Here is a 19,083-nt window from a genome sequence, read left to right as displayed (position 1 = left end):
AACTCCCCCAGAAACAAACTGTTCCCTAATCGTCATAGTATGGTTACCATTATATCAGGTAATATGGGAAGAAACAATCCCTCAACAGTTTCGTACACCCTTATATCCTCCCAGTCAGGATGATTTTTTATAATATCATAAATCTTCCCGATAACAGCGATATCCTCCTCCAGCATATCCGCGCACCTCTCCTCAGGTATACTCTTCTCAATTTTCTTTTTAACCTGTTTAATCAGCTTTATAAATTCTCCCTCTTGCCGGCCTTCCCCTCTCTCCATAGCCATATGAACCTGTTCATCATATTCTTACAATATCATATCCTGTACCTCCGATCTGTGCTTTGATAAAAGTTTTGACAGGATTCCTTTGCTGATACACTCATCTACCGCATGATCCACCGCTGTTTCCAATGCTATACCCCGATTTAAATATTCCCTTATACAGAAAATAAAACCGACAGATTCAATTCTGATCTGTCTGGTTCCTCTTTTAATCCATTGTAAAATATGAGATACCGGGGTAACGGCAGCTTTACCAACTTGCTGTTATACAGATACTTCCGGACGAACATGTCGGAGAATACACCGCCAGTAGCGGCACACGAAACTTCCCGAATGGGATTGATGAAGAAATCATCTATAAACTTGAAAATAGCACATGTAAAGTATAATAGCAAGGATAGAAACAAATGAACTACGTAAAAAAGCATTGCCTCCTATTTGTTTTTCATATCCAAATCGGAGGCAATGCCTTATCTTTTATTTCTGGTTTAAATCATATACTTAAGAATATTACTGTAATAACTGTAAGATGGACTGTGGCTGCTGATTAGCCTGTGCCAGCATAGCCTGTGCAGACTGCATCAGAACGCTGTTCTTTGTGAATTCCATCATCTCTTTTGCCATGTCTACGTCACGGATACGGGACTCGGCTGCTGTTATGTTCTCTGTGGTAACCCCCAGATTGTTAATGGTGTGCTCAAGACGGTTCTGGATCGCGCCCAGTTTGCCACGGCTGGTGGATACTTGGTTGATGGCATCGGTGATTTTGCTGATGGCTGCGGATGCGCCGTCTCTGGAACTAATGTCTATATTTCCAATACCAAGGGACCCAACATGCATATCAGAGATTCCTAAATCTAATTGATTCCAAGAATCATTTGTGTCACCAATCTGCAACTTGAGCCCACCACCCGATGGAAGACCTGCACCATTTGCCAATGTGAATGCACCGGTTGTACCCTTTAACGCCAATTGTGCTCCAGTATATGCCCCCTCATAATCTACTCTCTTGTCAACTCCGGCTTTTGCCAACATACTATTAATTTCAGAGGCTGTATAAGACGTAGTTCCATCCAGATTAATTTCTGAATCTCCTCCTGCTTGTTGCGTTGCTACAATTGCATTACCAGCATTTGCTGTAAATGTTAACTTTGATGTATTCTTTCCACCTGTTGTCGCAGTTACAGTAATACCTGCAGCATTATCAACAGCTTTTGCTTTGACTGCTGCTGACGATGTCTGAGCCGACTTAATCGTACCTGCACCTGCATTCTTAATAACAATATCATCACTGATTTTCAGGCTAACTTTACCTGCCAAATTAGATGGTGTCCCGGTAGCTGTCGCAATCAAATTATTAATATCATCCTGAGTATAAGTCTTATTTGCTGTTCCATCTAATGTAATTGTCAGTTTTCCATTTGCCCAAGATGCACTGGCTGCTGTACCCGTTGCTTCTGTTTTTAGTTCAATCTCATAACCCTCTGGAGCAGAAAACTCAAAATCAACCGCATTTGTAAGTTCTCCAGCCGTTGCTCCAGCACCTGCTGCCACATCAAATGATACACCTGCACTGCCACTGTCCATTGAGCCATCAAGCAACTTAATGCCATTAAAATTGGTACTGTCAGCGATACGGTTAATCTCATCCTTCAGTGCATCGACCTCATCTTGAAGTGCCCTTCTATCCACATCATCTGTATAAGTCCCATTAGATGATTTCGTAGCCAGCTCCTGCATACGATTCAGCATAGAATGAACTTCCTGCAGTCCGCCTTCCGCTGTCTGCACCAAAGAAATCGCATCCTGTGAGTTGTCGCTTGCAGCAGTTAATCCCTTGATCTGTGCTCTCATCTTTTCGGAAATAGCCAGACCTGCCGCATCATCACCTGCACGGTTGATTCTGTAACCGGATGACAGTTTCTCAAGTGATTTTGCTACTGCACTGTTGTTCACGCCCAGCTGCCTGCTGGAATTTAATGCCATGATATTGTGTTGAATCCTCATACTAATTACCTCCATGTAATTATATTGTTCCGGGAATTCCTTTTCCCTGTTTTAAAAATGTTTCTCCCAATGCCGGACGGGCCCTGTCTGACACTGGACTAAGCTTCCGAAACATACCATCCCTTCCGCTCTGTAATATTTATCGTACACCCCTCCTCTTTTATTTACCAAAAAAGTGCACAAAAATCATTTACGATTTATGTGCACTTTATCCATAAAGACTCTGTTCAATATAAAATTCTTCCAATGAAAGATTGTGTTCCTTTATATACTCCGCCGCTTCCACACCCACGTACCGGTAATGCCACGGTTCATACTCGATTCCGGTTATATCCACCTTATCTTCCCCGTAACGCATGATAAATCCATACTCCTGGGCGTGTTCCATCAGCCACTTTCCTTCCGGCGTATTCTCAAATGCTTTCTCAAGCTTATGATATTTCTTCGTATAGAAATCCACAGCCAGACCCAGGCAATGCTCCCCTGAACCGGGAATTGAAATGGTCTGCCTTGCAAGTGCGTAGGATTCTTCCTTTGTGTGGCCTCTCCTCACATAGGACTGCACCTTCCTGTTAAACAGCTTTTCCTGCTTATCCAGCGTCCGGTATCCGGAGCATATGATTGGGGCAAGCCCCTGTTCCCTCATGGCATCCAGCATTTCCATAAGAGGCTCGTAGATCCTCACATCCACAGACTGTTCCGTCCCAGGAATCACCTGTAACTCCACCGTATAGTCCTCTGGTACGGGATATTCCGCATTGGTAAGAATCAGGCACCAAAGGTCGCTTTCACCGATTATCAGTTCATCTCCCTGCGCCCTGTTAGCATCCTGCTCACATTTCCGGCTGGCCTGTCCTGCTGTCAGCCCGGTTTCCCCGGACCATACCTCTGATTGCGCTTTCGCCAGCCTGGCTGATGTTCCAGCCTCCATCAGTGGGTCCGCTTCCCCGGCATCCGCCGCCCCATCCAATACTTTCGCCGTCCCATCTCCACCGGCCATCATCTCCACTTCCGCCCTGTCAGCACCCCTCTCCTTTTCCAGCGTCCTGTGAGCCGATATATAAAACAAGGCCAGGATAAGCAGGAACGTATAGATCATTACCCGCCGGTTCCTGACCACGCGCCGGTCTTTAGATTTCTTATAAGCCATCTCCCGCGCTTCCTCCTGACTTGACCTCATTTAATCTCATCCGTACTCCTCATATCCCTGCTCTCACCGTATCCTCCGAAGCTGGTCCCCCTGCCGTCTAAGAATATAACGGTACAGCAGGTCCTCCTGCCTGGTTGCCATCTCCATAAACTCGCATCCGTAGCCATAGCCGCCTTCCGGCCGGTTCATCTGCCTGCGCACCTCGCACGCAAACAGCATGGAATCGCCCATGGCGGGGATCACGATATTAAGACGGTCATTGATCTTGAATATCTCATCCGTTCTGAACATCAGGCCGCCCAGGCTGATATCCACCAGCTGAACCTTAAGCCCGTTGTAATCCGCAGAATCCCCTGTAGAATCATGCTCTGATTCCTCCCCTGGGTTCATCAGTTCATCTCCGCGCATGCAGTTATAGATCACCGCTTTGTCCCTTGTACTGATCCGGAAATACTCCCGCCTTTCGTCATTGGTGGCCTCATTGAGATCAATGATACGCGCCAGTTTGGGAGATGACAGGTACACTCTCCCGATCAGTACCTTGAATCCCAGCTGTGTATTATATACCTCAATCTTTACCAAAAGGTTATATGGTATGGTGGGCAATTCATTGCGTGAGCTTCCCACATCAATAAAATTCTTTCCGATCCTGTGCAGGACTCCCATGCTGATCAGGTCGTTATTCTTTGCTTTCATGACACACGATGATCCAACATATCCGTCCAGCAATTCAACCATGTTCCCCACCCCCCTGTTATCGTCCTGTTATCGTCCTGTTATCGTCCTGTTATCGTCCTGTTATCGTCTGTTGCCTGCCTGCTGTTCTCTTTATTCTCTGATTTCTCCACCATCCCTGTTCCGTCTGGATGCCAGATTCCGGCGCAAACGGCTGGAACTTCCGTTGCCCATACTGCCAACGCCGGTTCTGCCCGCAGTATTACCATCTCCTGTTTTGTCCGCAGCACTGCCGTCTCCCGCCGCATTCCCCTTCCTCACGCCCTCTGCATCCTCAATCCCCCGAATCTGAGCCGAGGTTTCAATCAGCTTACAATAAATTGCCGCCACCACCTCGTAAAGCTCCACCGGGATATTGCTCCCCACGTCCAGCATACACAGAAGGGAGGCCGCGCTGTCATCCTTGAATACGGGAATCCCCTTTTTCTCTGCAATATCAATGATATGCTCCGCAACCGTGCCGTAACCGGAAGCGATCACCACCGGTGACGCGTCCTCGGCTGCATTGTATTTTAAAGCAACTGCTTTATTCTTCTTATATTTTGACATCCACACCCGTCCTTTTGAATGGCAGGTTTTTGAATACCTCCATCAGGCTGCGCACATGGTCCATGCGCTCTACTTCTATGTCAGCCGCCCTATACCCGTGTTCTTCCATAATACCGCGGAATTCCGGGATCAGGCCCTCAAATATTTCCGTGTACGATTCCGGGCAATACAGATGAAATCCCAGCTCCCTGCCCGCCATCATGAATTCCGCCTCCATCTGCCCGATCCCCGGTATATCAAAGGTAATCAGCACATGGACATGGTTTCCCTCTCCCTCCGCCCGGTCGCCTCCCCGGCCTTCATCCTTGGGATCGATCCAAAGTTCGGAAAATGCTTTCATGCCCTCATAATCCACCGGAATCACAAAATGCAGAAGGGGCGTATAGTTGCAGGGTGAGGATAAAAGGCTTGTGATGATCTTTTCGATCCTCTCCCCGTTCAGGCTGTTCATGGGAGTCTCCCGGTCCTGCTTTGCAATGATCTTTGCCAGCGTATCCATGATCCGGGACCGGTTCACCAGGTGCTCCGGCTCCTGGAAACTGGTTATGTACTGCCGTACCAGCTCCCGCAAACGTCCCTTGTCCTCCCTGCTGTTCACATGGATGAGAAGATTCATAAGGGCCTCCTGGAGATATGCGTCATTGTCCTGGTAACGCGACATATTGTACATGATATTGGGGATCACCCGGGCTGTCTGGGGCGTGTAGAGCACGCTTCCCTCCAGTTCCTTTAAAGCCTGCTGCACATCTGCTTTCAGGGCCTCAAATTCCTGCCCGCCCTGTACCTGCCTGACCCGCTCTCCCAGCTGCGCAAATATTCCCGCCAGCGTCCTGCTCCCTGAAAGCTGTTCGGACAGGTATTCCAGACTGTTAGCCACGGAGTCCAGTACATCCTGCCTGGATATACTGCCGTTGACCGCCTTTAAGAGCTCCGCCGTCTCCATCCTCAGTTCCGGCTTGTCACTTAACATCCCTCTTAGGAAGTCAAACAGTTCTCCCTTAAACAGCGTGGAAGCATACTCCTGATCCACCAGTTCGTCTACAATGTGCTCCGGGTTGATCAATAAAGCGTCAAAAAGCTGGCGGATCTCCTGGGTCATAGTATTGTTATTCACCGGAAGGAGGTTGATGATCTCCTCCAGCATGTAAATATTTTTCAGATAGTTGACCGTCACTGCCGGGTCTTTTAACAGGTTCATCAGGGTGGCGGCGCCGGCTTCCCGTTCCAGCACATTGTGATGTCCCAGAAGGCCGCTGCCCTCAGGATTCTTTGTAATGTGCCGGATCTCCTGCATGTCAAACGGAACCGAGGGGTCCTTTAACGCCTTGTCCGTCTGTATGATATTCTTGTTGATGACCGGAGATGTCACCCGTAGGATGTCTGCCATTAACGAATTCCTTTCCTGATTTCCCCGTCAAGATAGTAGAAGGAACAGCTGTCCTCCTTCTTGGTGATGCTCATCTTGCAATCCCCGATATTGATTACGGTTCCGGGATACACTTCCCTGGCCGTAAGCCTGGATTTTCCCACCTCGCGGAGCTTTTTTGACAGCTCCGCCGCCTGCTGTTTTAATTTTTTCTCTTTTAACGTGTTGATGGGCGCTTCCAGCTTCAGCTTTGCAAGGCGGTCCCGTTGGGATGGTGTGATGGTACCTTCCTTAAGCTTTCCGTTGAGATATGAGATATCCTTGTTAATCTCGGTCAGTTTTCTGGAAAGCATAAGCAATTCCTTTCCAAGGGCCTCCATCTCCTCTAAAAGCTGTGGGGTAAGGCCCAGGGTTATGGCTGTTGTGATGTGGCTGGGCGCCCCCACCGCCTTTACGTTCATGCAGTTATAAACCGAACAATTCCCGCCGATCAGCGCGCCTCTTTTACCGATGAGTGTCAGGTTGTGCCCGCAGGACACCTCGGAATTGATGATATATTCTGCCTGGATATTATTTTTTACAAAAATGCTGCAGTCCTCCAAGAATTTGGCCGTGATATCTCCCTCCGCCTCAAGCACTCCCGATTTCATGCCCCGCATTCCTTTATGAAGCAGGATATCCCCGCCGGCCTTCAGATGGGCGCCTTCCACAATTCCCATTACCGTGATATCGCCCTTGGCCGTGACACTGTATCCCTCCAGCACATCCCCGTGCACCATAACGCTTCCGGTAAAATCAATATTTCCAATGGAGTTGTCAACATTTCCGGACACGGAAAATACATTTTCCACATGAAAACGCCCGGACCGGAATGTCAGATTGCCCTCGCAGGCCGTCAGAAGCTTATCCCGCTCCGGTGAGTATACAATGTTCTTTCCCTGGGGAATGGGCGGCATGGTGCCGTTTTTGCCGCGGACCGGCTGGCCGAATACATCCATTCCGTCCTCCGGCTCCGTGGGCATGGAAATCTCACAGACCACGTCCCCCTTTTTCACGTTATGGATCAGGTTCATGCTCTTAAAATCAATCCCGCCATTGCCCTTGGACGCATACTTTATCTGGGGTTTTCTGGGAAAATAATCCTTAATATGACCGTCATCCCCGTTCAGGGGCGGCTGGCCTTTTGCTATTATGGCCATCTGGAGATACTGCTGTTCCCTGACCATAGCTGCGACCTTCTCCTCGTCTATGCCAAAACAGATCCCTTTCTTTTCCAGCGCCTCACGCACCATCTCTATGGAGATGTGTTCACCGCTGCCCTGCGGCCCGTACAGCATCATGGAAACTTCCATCTTATCGTCCGACACCATAAGTTCTGCATGGGCGTCCATGTCCGGTTCTTCCGCATCTGAAGATACTTCCTCCCGGTCTTTTTCATTTAAAACCAACAGATCCTTACCTTCAGAATCATCCAATACCGCGGCTTCTCCTAAAAGTTCCCGTTCCAGCTGTATCCGGCGTTTCTGTTCCGCCTCGTTCCAGTCCTCCACCGTCTCTACCCGGTGATCATGACCGTCATCCGCCAAGCCGCGTCCCTCTTTCCGGTGCTGCGCATCCTCCGCTTTTCCATAAAACTGTGCATCCTCCGCTTTTCCATAGTGCTGCGCATCCCCCGTTCTTTCGCGGCTCTGCGCATCCCCCGTTCTTCCACGGCTCTGCGCACCCTCCGCTCTTCCACGGCTCTGTGCACCCCCCGCGCCATCCTTGGACGTTCCCCCGTCCTCTGTCTCACTCTCTTTTTTATCTGTCCCGCTTTCTTCCGGGGATATATCGTCCTTTTCATCCTCAAGAAACTTGGAAAACAAACTGAATATCAGGCTTTTTTCGTTCATGGACATCCCCCCTTTCAGCAATTCTTATGCTGCCTTACCGCAGGTTATTAATCATCTCTTCCATCTGATCCGCCGTACTGACGATCCTGCTGTTAAGCTGGAACGCACGCTGCGTCTGCATCAAATTTACCATCTCGGTTGACATATTGGAATTGGAAAGCTCCAGGGTCATGGTAAGGACCTTGCTTTTCTCCTCCTCGTCATCCAGATCCTCGATGGACACCCATTCGCCGGATGTCTCTCCGGTGCGGAACAGGTTCACGCCAGCGTGCATCAGCCCTTCGGGATTCTCGCACACAAACAGGCCGATCTGCTCTGCCAGATGATCCAGGTCCAGCTCTCCGGGCGTGCCGTCCCCGCCATCTTCCGACTGCTTATACTCCAGTTCAATGGGATCCCCGTCCTGGTCCAGCACATAGCTTCCATCGCTGGTGGTCAGGTAATTGCCGTCCTCCGTGGATGAGATCTGGAATGCGCCGTCCCTTGTGTAGGCCGGTTCCTCCTCATCCTCACTTGTCTGGATTGCAAAAAATGCATTGCCGGATATGGCAAAATCCAGCTTCCGGTCGGTTTTGCGGAAGATTCCCTGCTGGAACACGGTTCCCGGACCGTCATTTTTCACCCCATGGCCGACCTGGGCCTGGGGCCTCATATCCATCCGGGTGTACAGCAGATCGTCAAAGCTGCTGCGCATGGATTTATATCCGTTGGTGCTTACATTTGCCATGTTGTTGGCAGTCACATCCAGATCCTTCTGAAATGCGTTCATTGCCGATACTGCCGTAAAATATGATATATTCATCTATGGTCCCCCTACAGCTTGCCGATATCGTTAGCTGTTTTCTGGTTCATCTGGTCTATGATGGTCAGCGCCTTTCCACAGGATTGGAACGCTCTCTGGACCTCCATGGCCCTTGTCATCTCGTTATTCAGGTTCACCCCGGATGCCTCCAGCTTTCCCTGATACACAGTGGGATACACCTGCTCCAGCGCCACTGTATTCCCGGCTCCATAGGTGCCATTGTCATAAAAGGTGAGATTGTCGTAATTGTCCGGCACCACGATCTGGATCTGGTCCAGCGCACCGTCCTCATTGTCATAGATAATGCCGTCCGAACCCACGCGGAACCCGCCCTCATCCACATACACAGGGCCGCCGTCCCCCATGACCTGACCCACGCCCGGAAGCACCAGATTGCCTTCCCCGTCCCGGTCAAAATGGCCGTTGCGGGTCAGATACTGTCCGTCCGTTCCCTGGATCACAAAGAAACCGTCCCCGTTGATCGCCAGGTCATAGGTCTGTCCCGTGTCCGTGACCGTTCCCTGCCCGTGGGCAGTTATTTCCCTGGTGCCAACCGATATGGTGGAACCCCGGCCCAGTCCCTGGGTCTGTCCGTTCATCTGCCGCACCAGCTGCTGGTCAAAGGTGGTCTTGATCAGACGTTTGGGCTTATACCCGCTGGTCTTCACATTGGCAATATTGTTGGCCGCCATGTCAAGTGACCTCTGATTCATCAGCATACCGGATGCAGCTGTGTAAAATCCTGAAAACATATCCTTATCCTCTCATATAGCCTTCCAAACAGTTCTTTAGCTTCCCGATTGCTTTGGTATGGATCTGGCACACACGTGACTGCCCCACGCCCATAACCTCCGCGATCTCTGAATATTTTAACTCTTCGTAATAATACAGTGTGATAACAAGCCGTTCCTTTTCTCCCAGCCCGTTGATGGCGGCGGTAAGCATTTCCATAAGTTCCTTATAGTAAAGGCTCTCCTCCGGCTTCCCGTCCATGTCCCCGGCTTCCAGCTCTCCCTTTGCAAATACGGCCGTCATATCCTGGAGCACGGATTCAAAGGAGAGGACCGCTGCATGGTTCATATATTTGATATGATCCTCCACCTTTTCCACGGGCAGGTTCAGATACCCTGCCACTTCCTTTACATCCGGTTCCCCCATCTTTTCATGGGACAGTATGGAGAATGCCTGGTCTACCTTTTTCTGGAAATTTCTTGCCCGGTGAGGCACCCAGTCCTGGCTGCGTATGTAGTCGATCATGGACCCTCTCACCCGCATAAACGCGTAAGTTTCAAATCTGGCGCCCCGGTCAGGATCGTACCGGTCCAGGCATTCCATCAATGCCAGCACGCCCTGGTCCGCCAGGTCCTCCTGCTCCAGAAAGCTTCCTGCCATGGCGCGCAGCTGCACGGCCGCGGAACGTACAATGGGGAGGTAGTGTACAACCAGCTGGTTTCTAAGCTCCTGGCTGCCGGTCTTTTTATAGGATGCCAGCGCCCGGGCCATATCCTCACTGTCTGTCTGTTCCATCTGCATAAACTGTTACCCCTGTCCTGTCACCTCTGGCCAAGGGAAATGCTTCCCAAAGCCTGTATCTGTATATTGTTATCGATCTCGCTGAAGGATACCACCGCCACATTGGGATAAAACTGGTCAATGAGCTTTTTAAAATAGATCCGCACCACCGGCGAGGTGAGAACCACCGGTATGTTGACCAGATCCTTGATCTTGTTGATCTCTGACGTGGCTGAGCTTACGATGCTCTGGATCACCGTTGGTTCCAGCGCCAGATAGGAGCCGGTATCCATCTTCTTCACCGATGACATGATCATGTTCTCGATCTTGTCGTCCAGGCTGATTACCTTCATCTGCCCCGCCTCTGAGAAGCGGCGGGAAATGGTCCGTTTCAGCGCCTGGCGCACATACTCGGTGAGCATATCCGTATCCTTGATCTGGCTCCCGTAATCACCCAGCGTCTCCACAATCGTTTCCATATCACGGATCGGGATCCCCTCCCGCAACAGGTTTGCCAAAACCTTCTGGAGTCCTCCCACCGTGATAACGGAAGGAATGGTATCCTCCACAATACTGCTGTTTGTCTTTTTCAGTGTCTCCAACAGGTTGTTGACCTCCTGGCGGTTGAGAAGCTCATGCAAATGCTCCTTCACCACCTCGGACAGGTGGGTGATCACCACCGAGGTGGGATCGATGAGCGTGTATCCTGCCAGCTCGGCCTGGATCCTGCGGTCCTCGCCGATCCATTTGGCCGGTATATGGAACGCCGGGTCAATGGTGTCGATTCCCGGAACATCATCCGCATCCGTGCCGGGCGGCAGCGCCAGGTAGTGGTCCATCAGGATATCTCCCCTGGCTACCTCCTCCCCTTTTAAGAGGATGCTGTACTGGTTAGGATTGAGCTGCCCGCTGTCCTTAATGCGCACGGACGGAATCACAAATCCCATGTCCAGCGCCATCTGCTTGCGGAACATAACCACGCGGTCGATAAAATTGCCGCCGTTGCTCTCATCCGCCAGCGGAATCAGGCTGTAGCCGAATTCCATTTCAATCTGTTCTACATTCAAAAGACCGTAGACATTTTCAATATTCTTATAATAAGACGCTTCGCTGGTGACTTCCGTCTCCACAAATTCCTGTACGGTCTCAGCCGCAATGCTCTGCTGGCGCTTGTACAGGAGATATCCTCCGCCTGTTAAACCGGACGATATGATGAGGATCTGTAACACCGGAAATCCCGGGATCAGGCACAGGCACGCAGCCGCGGCGCCCGCTGTCATCAGTACTCTGGGCTGCGCCAGGAACTGACTGGTGAGATCCTCGCTCAGGCTGTTCTCAGATGCGGAACGGGTCACAATCATACCGGTTGCAACGGATATGAGCAGGGCCGGTATCTGGGATACCAGGCCGTCTCCGATGGTGGAGGTGGTATAGATCTGCATGATATCCTGTATGGTGCCCTGACTGTTCATGATGCCCACGATCAGGCCGCCCACAAAGTTGATAAATGTGATAATAATGGAGATAATAGCATCTCCCTTTACAAACTTGGTCGCTCCGTCCATGGAACCGAAGAAATCCGCTTCCCTCTGTATCTTGGAACGCCGTTCCTTTGCCTGCTGCTCATCAATCAGGCCGCTGTTAAGATCCGCGTCAATGGCCATCTGCTTTCCCGGCATGGCATCCAGGGTAAACCTTGCGGCAACCTCCGCCACACGCTCCGAACCCTTTGTGATTACTATGAACTGAACCAGCACAATGATCAGGAAAATGATAAAACCAATGACAGCATTTCCCCGGATCACAAACTGTCCGAAGGTCTTGACCACCTGTCCCGCGTAGCCGTTGTCAAACAGGATCTTTCTTGTGGATGAAATATTAAGCCCCAGCCTGAATAAAGTCGTGATTAAAAGCAGGGACGGAAACACGGAAAATTCCAGTGTCTCCCTGATGTACATGGTCATCACAAGGATCAGCAGGGACAGCGATATATTCAGTATAAATAAAAAGTCCAGTATGGGTGTGGGCAGGGGGATCAGGATCAGGAAAATGATCCCTATGATCCCCGCTGTTACAAGGATATTAAACCGTTTCAACTTTATTCACCATTTCCAATAATGCTTCGTGTATTTACTATTTCAGTGATGCGCACTCCGAAGTTATCATCGATCACCACAACCTCGCCCCTCGCGATAAGCTGTCCGTTGACAATGATGTCCACCGGCGCATCCGCCTGTTTGTCAAGCTCCACCACAGTTCCGTTGTTGAAATTCAGCACATCCTTCAGCCGCCGTTTTGTCTTGCCGATCTCTACTGACACGTTAAGGGGCACATCCATGATCAGTCCCAGGTTGCCGCTTATGGTCTGGTTTCTGTGCAGGATACCGGCTGCGCCGGGCTGTCCGGCTCCCGGCCCGCTCCTCCGGGGTCCGGCCCCAGTCCTTCTGCCTCCGGCGTTCGCAAGTTCTCCGGCCTCATCATCTTTGCCCTCGGCCTGGTCTGCATCTGGCAATGCTCCCTTGCCCACAATCGAGCTTTGCTCAAGCAGGGCGGCCTGCCTTGCGGCTTCCTCTTCCTCCTGCTTTGCCCTGGTCTCCGCTTCTTTCCTGGCCTGGATCTCCTGGTACAGGCTGTCCATGGCGTTGGCCGATATGCACTCAATGAACTCCGACTCCACCATGTCCTTTATCTTCATGCGGTAGGTCACTGCCAACACCCCGGAATCCTCCGCCTCTCCCATAACCGAAGCCAGGCTCTGGCGGCCGTCCGACAGCGTCAGCTGGCAGTCTGCAAAATCCATGGTATCGCCCAGGAACTGCGCCATGGCTGCCGCCGATGCGTGGCCCATCTGGTTCATCAGCTCCCCTGCCGCGCTCATGGCCACATCATCAAACACAAAGTCAGGGTCGGGAAGGTCGTCCACGCCCATCAGTTCATTCAGGAATACCTGCATATCCCTCTGCCGGAGGATCAGGACCAGACTGCCCGCCACCTGTGACGTAAGGCAGGTCTTTACAAAGACAGCCGGTTCCAGGATGCTGTACTCCACTTCCCTGACCGTTATTTCCTGTAGCTCTGGTTCCCCTATCTCAATATTGGCCCGCAGAATGGACGAGATGGATTCTCCCGCCGCCTGCGCATGTATTCTGATGAGTTCCTCCATCATCTGCCGGTCCGTCACTTCGCTGACATTCCGGCTTCCCTGTTCCTTTGCCATGGTTTAAGCTCCTTTTTATTCCTCAATCTCTTTGGTATTTCTTCTGCGTTTCTTTCTGACCGCTTTTTTCTTTTCCTCTTTGTTCTTTTCCTCTTTGTTTTCCCCGGACCGCTTGTAGCTGGCGGGAAGAAGTTTAAACAGCTTCTCTTCTATAAACTTGGGATTTTCCCCCTCCTGTATGGCCAGAACCCCCTCCATCACCAGCTGCTTGCACAGAAACTCTTCATCATGCCTGGCCTTCAGCTTGCTCGCCATGGGAAGGCACACAATGTTGGCCAGCAGCGATCCGTACAGCGTGGTGATCAGCGCCACGGCCATGCCCTTTGCAAGGGCGTCCACATCAGCCATGTTGCCCAGCATCAGGATCAGGCCTACCAAAGTTCCGATCATTCCAAAGGCAGGAGCATAGCTGGCTGCCTTTTCATAAAAGCGGCGGTCCAGGGCATGGCGCTCGTCCAGCTGTTCCAGCTCTGTCTCCATGGCCTTGCGCACCTTTTCCGAATCCACGGAGTCCACCACCAGCATCAGGCTGTTATGTAAAAACGGCTCGTCAATCTCATTCAGCTTGTCCTCCAGGGACAAAAGTCCCTTCATGCGGGCCTCGGTTGCAAGGCCCACGATCTGAGCCACGGACTGGGCCGGATCAAACTGATAGGGCCTCACAATAATCTTTAGGTGGCTCCCGATCTTTTTAAACGCACCTGCCGGAAAGGATATCATCATAACGCCGATGGTTCCCCCCACGGTAATGGCAATACTTGGTATGTCAACAAATGCTTTCAGGTTGGTAAACACCAGCTTCATGGCCTCCTGGTCAAAGGTCATACCGAATCCCACAAGCCCAACTGCTAAAATAAAACCCAGAATTGACAAGATATCCATAACAATACATCCTTTTCCTAAACTATTCTGCCGTACCATCAGCCCTTAATCTGATTCAAGATGCCTCTAAAGGCCTCTCTGCGGAATTCCACCACCTTGTCCACTACTTCTTCCTTGGATTCCCTCACAATCAGGTGCTTACCATTGGTCAGGAGGATGGTGGTATCAGGATTCTCCATAATGGTCTCGATCAGGTCGCAGTTTAATACAAACTCCTCACCGTTCAGTTTTTTTAACAGGATCATGATACCGCCCTCCTATCTGCTTATCGTTTCAGGTTAACCAGCTCTTCCAGAATGGAATCCGACACGGTAATGATCCTGGAGTTGGCCTGGAACCCTCTCTGTGTAACGATCATATCTGCAAATTCCGTGGATATATCCACATTGGACATTTCCAGGGATGAGGTCTTGAGCGCGCCGGTTCCGTCTTCCCCCGCCTTGCATGCCTTGGCCTCACCGGAGTTGCCTGTCTGCTTAAAGTAAGAATTGCCCACGCCCTCCAGTCCGTACGGGTTGTCAAAGGTCACCAGGTCGATACGGCCGATCTGGATCTTTCCAAGGTTGGGATGGTTGGCCTCAATGATACCGTTGGCCAGGATAGTCACACCGGCATCAGCCAGGGACACGGTTCCGCCCTCGCTGCCTGAGGTCAGGGAAAATGCCTTGCTGCCAAGACCCAGGTCTCGGGAGTTGGTGGCTTCGGTAATGGTAGCTGCGTTCTTAACCTCTTTATCATCGGCATCCGTATGCTTGTCAAAATAATCATTGATTGCCGTATACCCGGGATGAGTCACCTCAATATACTGTCCTGCCTCACCATCCGGCGGCGTACCTACCTCCTTCAGCCATATGCTGTTGGCCGAAGTGCTGTTTTCATTGATGGATCCCTGGAACTTTCTGGTGGTCGTGCCGTCTGACACGGTTGCGGTTATCTGCCATGCCGCCGGGTTACTTCCCTTTGCAGGCACAAACACCGCCTCATAACTCACATCGCCCGATGCCGTAAACATGGGTTCCGTACTGGTTGCAGACGGCTTGATCCCTCCAAAAATACCGGTATCCTTATAGACAGGGTCAAAGGTCTGGACACCCCGCTTGATTCCAAAATTCTCACCCAGCAGCTCTTCGCCGGTAAAAGCTCCATTACGCGCCGGAACCGCTGTTATGGTAAAGTTTCCCGCCGGGTGCGGCTTTCCGTTGTTTGTTCTGGTAATGGCATTGTTCATCTGTTCATTAAACTGAGATAAGCTGTCAAAGCTGGCCCTGTTGCTGACCCTGACCGTGATACTTGAAGTATTAAACTCGTCTGACTTTACGACCACATCAGCGCCGTCCGGAAGCGTGTCATCCAGCTTAAATGTGATGGACACATTGGCATCTCCGGTTGCATTCTGGGACGTAATTGTATATTTGATCCCATTGATCTCCTGTGTACTGCTGGACTGCGCGTTGTTTTTGGATGGGACGCTTAAATGGATCTTATCCGATCCAGCCGCCTTACCCAATGGATCACCGGTCACGCCCAGCACCGTATATCCGTTGGCATCCACCAGGTTGCCGCTTTTGTAATCCAGCTGCAGGTTTCCTGCCCTGGTATAAAAGACATTGCCGTCAGAGTCCATGACCTGGAAAAATCCCTCTCCTGTGATCGCCACATCCATGGGCCTGCCCGTGGACTGCAGAGCCGACCGGCCCATGTTCAGGTCTATGCCTGCCAGCTGCGCACCGTAGCCTACCTGGCTGGCATTGGTGCCGCCTCTGTTGTTGTCGCCGCTGGTAGCGCTCTGTAATGTCTGATAATACACATCCTGGAAGCGGGCGCGGCTTGATTTAAAGCCATAGGTATTGACATTGGCAATATTATTGCCGATAACATCCAGCTTGGTCTGATGGGCCTGCATGCCCGACACTGCTGAAAATAATGATCTTAACATATTCAGTTCTCCTTTTCCAACCGCCCTACCCGTCCGTCATTCGGGGTAAGGATAGCCTCCAAAAGGACCGGCTATATCATAACGGTTCCGTCAATATTGGTGAAGACCGTGCCTTTCAGGCTGTCTTCATTTACCACTGTAACTACTTTATTATTTTTTACATTTACAACAAATGCTGTGGATCCCAAAAGGATCAGCGGCTCTTTTAAACCCTTTTCCTCCGCCATGCGGATCCCTTCATTAAGGCGCTCAATCTTTTCAGAGGATACATCCACTCCCCGTTCCACCACACGCTCTATGGCATGCTTTGAAAAGGACACCTGGCTTTCCTCCCTGATCTTCTGCTCCAGCAGTTCCTTAAAGGCATTGTCGATGCCTGCCGATTCCCGGGGCCTGTTTGCCGGCGGCTCACCTGGAGTCCCCGTGTATATGGGGGTATGAAGCATTTTATTGTATATCATTGAATCCATTGTTCATCCTCCTGTGCCCTGATGCGGTTACTGTCAGTTCTGTACATACATTACGCCTTGCCGCTGCCCTCCTCCGGATTCTTGTCTTCACCGGGCTTCTTATTCCCGCTGTCATCCGGATTATTGGCCGGCTCGGTTTTGATCTCCATGATCTCGTCCATGTTGTATGACTCTCCATTAACGTAGATCACGAACTTCTCATCCAGAAGTGATATCTTATCCACGATCCCCTCTGTTTTCTTAAGCTCACCTGATACCGTAAACTTGGCGGCCGCTACATATTTGCCCACCAGGGAGGCCACATAGGTGCTCTTTGCATTGTAAGACATTTCCTCCATCTGCTGCATGGTACTGATCTGCGCCAGCTGTGTCACATACTGGGTATCATCCACCGGATTCATGAAGTCCTGATTCTTCAGCTGGGCTACCATCAAGGTGAGGAAATCCTCCATTGTAACCTTTTTGTCCGACCCGTCTCCGAATACGGCGTCTATCACGCTGCCGGAACCTGATGTGCCCTCTGTCTGTGAAGTGTCACTGGTATGATTGTCCGTACCTGCAGGCTCTGCCGCAGTATAGGGCGAGGTGGCATTTGGCATTTGTACTGGCATTCTTTTTTCCTTTCCCTCCCATGCCTTTATACATAGGCATAGAGTCTGCTTATGCGGCTTTCCGCCATCATGCGCTCTGCTTCCATGAGGAGATCCTCATCCGGCGCTCCATATTCCTCATTGCCGGATATCCGGTAACGGTTATGGCCTGCATGAGCCTGCTGTCCGGGATGCTCCTGCATCTGCTGGTTAAACCCGGAGAAATCCATGGTTCCCCGGCTGTCCCGGTACACCTCCTGGACCTGTGCGTTCAGCGGCCTTAACATATCCTTCAAACTCTCCATCTGGCTGGTGACCAGTTTCTCAGTCTCAGGATTTGTGACACCGATGCGGACCGTCAGCTTATCTCCGGCATTTGCCAGGTGAATCACCATATCCCCCAGTCCTTGGGGTTTTAAGTGAACGGTAAGCTCCCTCAGTCCTTCCCTGACGCCCCGCTCCAGACCGGTTTTAAACTGTTCCAGCACCGGTGCCGGTGTGTGTACATCCCCTGCGGGCTCCTCCGGCTTTAAATTTCCATTCAACCGGTCAAATGCCATCCTTCCGTTAAGATCCATTCCACTGGCATCCGCACTGCGCTTCAGTTCCTCCAGGACATGGTTGACATCCTCCGGAGTCCCGCCTGCTGTTTCATCCTGTTTGGGACTGGCGGCTTTCCACAAATCCTGCCTGTCCTGCATCCGGGAACCTGTATTCTCATTTTCCTTACCCGCGGTTTCCTGTTCATTTCCCTGAACTGACAGTATCTGACCAAAACTTTCCCTGCCTGGATCAGCCGTCCCCCCCAAAGTCCCTGCCGGATCAGGACCCGTCTGCCTGTCCATTCCGGTTGCCTTTTGGGCTGCTTCCTGTACCAATGCCTGCTCCGTGCAGGACAAACCGCCTCCTGCCAGTCCCTGAACCTGCCCTGCATCCTGCTTCAAAGCCTGTGTCCAATAACCGGTTCCAATATCCATAGTTCCCTGGTCCCCCGGCTGCAGCACCGTTTCTGCCCCTATGCCTGCGGACAGGATCCCGGTCAAATCTGTTATCTGCATCTGTTCCGGCGGAATCTGCGGAAACGCCATCATAGCCTGAAGGCTCATTGCCTCCTCCAGTGTCAGACTGCTGTGTTCACCTTTGGGGGTCCCGTCTTTTCCGGTACCTTCATCTGTTCCGGCATCTATGCCTTTTCCCCCATCTTGGTCTTTTCCTACTTCTCTGTCTTTTCCTACCTCTCTGCCGTTTCCCGCATCCCGGTCTTTTACGCCATGGCTGTCTCCTCCGGCAGTTCTTCCTTTTCCCGCATCTCCGCTTTTTTTGGCATCCTCACCTTCCCGGATCCCCCTGCCCTGTGTTCCTGTCTTGCCTGTGTTCTCCGGGCCGTTTCCTCCATGGCTCGCATCCACTTTGTTCCCGTAGGTTTGGGACAAGCTGCTATCTTTTAAATTCCTGGTAAATACTTCTGCAAAACCGCCATCTAACCCTGATTTCCCCTGTCTCCCGGCAGAAGGAGCGCCAAAAGCCAGAGCGGACGCCCTTTGGGGGTGTGCCTTTATCTGTGAAAATGCTCCTGCTTGTATCAATGTTTCCGTACTCATCTTTCTCACCTCCTTTCCCATACGCCTTTCTATTCAGAACGTTTTCCAGGTATGTTCCAAAGCGTGTTCATATACACTTTGGGCGGCCCCGGC

General features: G+C 51.2%; 18 protein-coding genes. All 18 read right to left on the bottom strand.

From position 1 onward, the window contains the following. Positions 1 to 32: 32 nt before the first annotated feature. The gene (locus CLFS41_RS01330) at positions 33 to 284 is read right to left on the bottom strand and encodes a hypothetical protein (protein ID WP_007865500.1); all 252 of its coding nucleotides are present in this window, start codon (positions 282 to 284) and stop codon (positions 33 to 35) included. A 507-nt stretch (positions 285 to 791) separates the two neighbouring features. Further along, entirely contained in the window at positions 792 to 2,288 is a 1,497-nt protein-coding gene (locus CLFS41_RS01320) for a flagellin (RefSeq protein ID WP_045091198.1), read from the bottom strand. 208 nt (positions 2,289 to 2,496) lie between these two features. Further along, positions 2,497 to 3,468: a M15 family metallopeptidase gene (locus tag CLFS41_RS01315; RefSeq protein ID WP_347467249.1), complete on the bottom strand. Its 972-nt coding sequence runs from the start codon at positions 3,466 to 3,468 to the stop codon at positions 2,497 to 2,499. Positions 3,469 to 3,501: 33 nt separating this feature from the next. Further along, positions 3,502 to 4,176: a PilZ domain-containing protein gene (locus CLFS41_RS01310; protein WP_045091196.1), complete on the bottom strand. Its 675-nt coding sequence runs from the start codon at positions 4,174 to 4,176 to the stop codon at positions 3,502 to 3,504. A gap of 90 nt (positions 4,177 to 4,266) precedes the next feature. Beyond that, positions 4,267 to 4,722 carry an EscU/YscU/HrcU family type III secretion system export apparatus switch protein gene (locus CLFS41_RS01305; protein ID WP_045091195.1) on the bottom strand — a complete coding sequence of 152 codons (456 nt, stop codon included), beginning with the start codon at positions 4,720 to 4,722 and terminating at the stop codon, positions 4,267 to 4,269. Then, positions 4,709 to 6,109: a hypothetical protein gene (locus tag CLFS41_RS01300; RefSeq protein ID WP_007865488.1), complete on the bottom strand. Its 1,401-nt coding sequence runs from the start codon at positions 6,107 to 6,109 to the stop codon at positions 4,709 to 4,711. Before CLFS41_RS01300 ends, CLFS41_RS01305 begins: the two co-directional genes overlap by 14 nt. Then, a complete protein-coding gene (locus tag CLFS41_RS01295; RefSeq protein ID WP_045091194.1) occupies positions 6,109 to 7,980 on the bottom strand; it encodes a FapA family protein in 1,872 nt (623 codons plus the stop codon). Before CLFS41_RS01295 ends, CLFS41_RS01300 begins: the two co-directional genes overlap by 1 nt. A 34-nt stretch (positions 7,981 to 8,014) precedes the next feature. Then, a complete protein-coding gene (locus tag CLFS41_RS01290; RefSeq protein WP_045091193.1) occupies positions 8,015 to 8,782 on the bottom strand; it encodes a flagellar hook-basal body protein in 768 nt (255 codons plus the stop codon). 11 nt (positions 8,783 to 8,793) lie between these two features. Next, the gene (locus tag CLFS41_RS01285) at positions 8,794 to 9,534 is read right to left on the bottom strand and encodes a flagellar hook-basal body protein (protein ID WP_007865469.1); all 741 of its coding nucleotides are present in this window, start codon (positions 9,532 to 9,534) and stop codon (positions 8,794 to 8,796) included. Between the two features lie 4 nt (positions 9,535 to 9,538). After that, entirely contained in the window at positions 9,539 to 10,315 is a 777-nt protein-coding gene (locus CLFS41_RS01280) for a FliA/WhiG family RNA polymerase sigma factor (protein WP_007865466.1), read from the bottom strand. A 20-nt stretch (positions 10,316 to 10,335) separates the two neighbouring features. After that, positions 10,336 to 12,390 carry a flagellar biosynthesis protein FlhA gene (gene flhA, locus CLFS41_RS01275; RefSeq protein WP_007865463.1) on the bottom strand — a complete coding sequence of 685 codons (2,055 nt, stop codon included), beginning with the start codon at positions 12,388 to 12,390 and terminating at the stop codon, positions 10,336 to 10,338. A 2-nt stretch (positions 12,391 to 12,392) separates the two neighbouring features. Then, the gene (fliN, locus tag CLFS41_RS01270; RefSeq protein ID WP_007865459.1) at positions 12,393 to 13,511 is read right to left on the bottom strand and encodes a flagellar motor switch protein FliN; all 1,119 of its coding nucleotides are present in this window, start codon (positions 13,509 to 13,511) and stop codon (positions 12,393 to 12,395) included. A 15-nt stretch (positions 13,512 to 13,526) separates the two neighbouring features. Continuing rightward, the gene (locus CLFS41_RS01265; protein WP_045091192.1) at positions 13,527 to 14,393 is read right to left on the bottom strand and encodes a motility protein A; all 867 of its coding nucleotides are present in this window, start codon (positions 14,391 to 14,393) and stop codon (positions 13,527 to 13,529) included. A 38-nt stretch (positions 14,394 to 14,431) separates the two neighbouring features. Continuing rightward, positions 14,432 to 14,638, bottom strand: a complete 207-nt coding sequence (locus CLFS41_RS01260; protein ID WP_045091191.1) for a flagellar FlbD family protein — start codon at positions 14,636 to 14,638, stop codon at positions 14,432 to 14,434. Between the two features lie 20 nt (positions 14,639 to 14,658). Next, positions 14,659 to 16,329, bottom strand: a complete 1,671-nt coding sequence (locus CLFS41_RS01255; protein WP_045091190.1) for a flagellar hook-basal body complex protein — start codon at positions 16,327 to 16,329, stop codon at positions 14,659 to 14,661. 71 nt (positions 16,330 to 16,400) lie between these two features. Continuing rightward, a complete protein-coding gene (locus tag CLFS41_RS01250) occupies positions 16,401 to 16,799 on the bottom strand; it encodes a TIGR02530 family flagellar biosynthesis protein (RefSeq protein WP_045091189.1) in 399 nt (132 codons plus the stop codon). A 50-nt stretch (positions 16,800 to 16,849) separates the two neighbouring features. After that, positions 16,850 to 17,410: a flagellar hook capping FlgD N-terminal domain-containing protein gene (locus tag CLFS41_RS01245; RefSeq protein ID WP_007865437.1), complete on the bottom strand. Its 561-nt coding sequence runs from the start codon at positions 17,408 to 17,410 to the stop codon at positions 16,850 to 16,852. Positions 17,411 to 17,436: 26 nt separating this feature from the next. Next, a complete protein-coding gene (locus CLFS41_RS01240; RefSeq protein ID WP_045091188.1) occupies positions 17,437 to 18,990 on the bottom strand; it encodes a flagellar hook-length control protein FliK in 1,554 nt (517 codons plus the stop codon). Positions 18,991 to 19,083: the final 93 nt, after the last annotated feature.

It is taken from the genome of Clostridium sp. FS41, assembly GCF_000954015.1.
Lineage (GTDB): Bacteria > Bacillota > Clostridia > Lachnospirales > Lachnospiraceae > Enterocloster > Enterocloster citroniae.
Note: the sequence above shows the minus strand (reverse complement) of the source record. Positions and strands in the feature narration are given on the sequence as shown.

What these genes read in the sequence shown, in the direction of transcription:
- CLFS41_RS01330 (WP_007865500.1), bottom strand. Translation starts at nt 284, where the DNA reads ATGGCTATGGAGAGAGGGGAAGGCCGGCAAGAGGGAGAATTTATAAAG.
- CLFS41_RS01320 (WP_045091198.1), bottom strand. Translation starts at nt 2,288, where the DNA reads ATGAGGATTCAACACAATATCATGGCATTAAATTCCAGCAGGCAGCTG.
- CLFS41_RS01315 (WP_347467249.1), bottom strand. Translation starts at nt 3,468, where the DNA reads ATGAGGTCAAGTCAGGAGGAAGCGCGGGAGATGGCTTATAAGAAATCT.
- CLFS41_RS01310 (WP_045091196.1), bottom strand. Translation starts at nt 4,176, where the DNA reads ATGGTTGAATTGCTGGACGGATATGTTGGATCATCGTGTGTCATGAAA.
- CLFS41_RS01305 (WP_045091195.1), bottom strand. Translation starts at nt 4,722, where the DNA reads ATGTCAAAATATAAGAAGAATAAAGCAGTTGCTTTAAAATACAATGCA.
- CLFS41_RS01300 (WP_007865488.1), bottom strand. Translation starts at nt 6,109, where the DNA reads ATGGCAGACATCCTACGGGTGACATCTCCGGTCATCAACAAGAATATC.
- CLFS41_RS01295 (WP_045091194.1), bottom strand. Translation starts at nt 7,980, where the DNA reads ATGAACGAAAAAAGCCTGATATTCAGTTTGTTTTCCAAGTTTCTTGAG.
- CLFS41_RS01290 (WP_045091193.1), bottom strand. Translation starts at nt 8,782, where the DNA reads ATGAATATATCATATTTTACGGCAGTATCGGCAATGAACGCATTTCAG.
- CLFS41_RS01285 (WP_007865469.1), bottom strand. Translation starts at nt 9,534, where the DNA reads ATGTTTTCAGGATTTTACACAGCTGCATCCGGTATGCTGATGAATCAG.
- CLFS41_RS01280 (WP_007865466.1), bottom strand. Translation starts at nt 10,315, where the DNA reads ATGCAGATGGAACAGACAGACAGTGAGGATATGGCCCGGGCGCTGGCA.
- fliN (WP_007865459.1), bottom strand. Translation starts at nt 13,511, where the DNA reads ATGGCAAAGGAACAGGGAAGCCGGAATGTCAGCGAAGTGACGGACCGG.
- CLFS41_RS01265 (WP_045091192.1), bottom strand. Translation starts at nt 14,393, where the DNA reads ATGGATATCTTGTCAATTCTGGGTTTTATTTTAGCAGTTGGGCTTGTG.
- CLFS41_RS01260 (WP_045091191.1), bottom strand. Translation starts at nt 14,638, where the DNA reads ATGATCCTGTTAAAAAAACTGAACGGTGAGGAGTTTGTATTAAACTGC.
- CLFS41_RS01255 (WP_045091190.1), bottom strand. Translation starts at nt 16,329, where the DNA reads ATGTTAAGATCATTATTTTCAGCAGTGTCGGGCATGCAGGCCCATCAG.
- CLFS41_RS01250 (WP_045091189.1), bottom strand. Translation starts at nt 16,799, where the DNA reads ATGGATTCAATGATATACAATAAAATGCTTCATACCCCCATATACACG.
- CLFS41_RS01245 (WP_007865437.1), bottom strand. Translation starts at nt 17,410, where the DNA reads ATGCCAGTACAAATGCCAAATGCCACCTCGCCCTATACTGCGGCAGAG.
- CLFS41_RS01240 (WP_045091188.1), bottom strand. Translation starts at nt 18,990, where the DNA reads ATGAGTACGGAAACATTGATACAAGCAGGAGCATTTTCACAGATAAAG.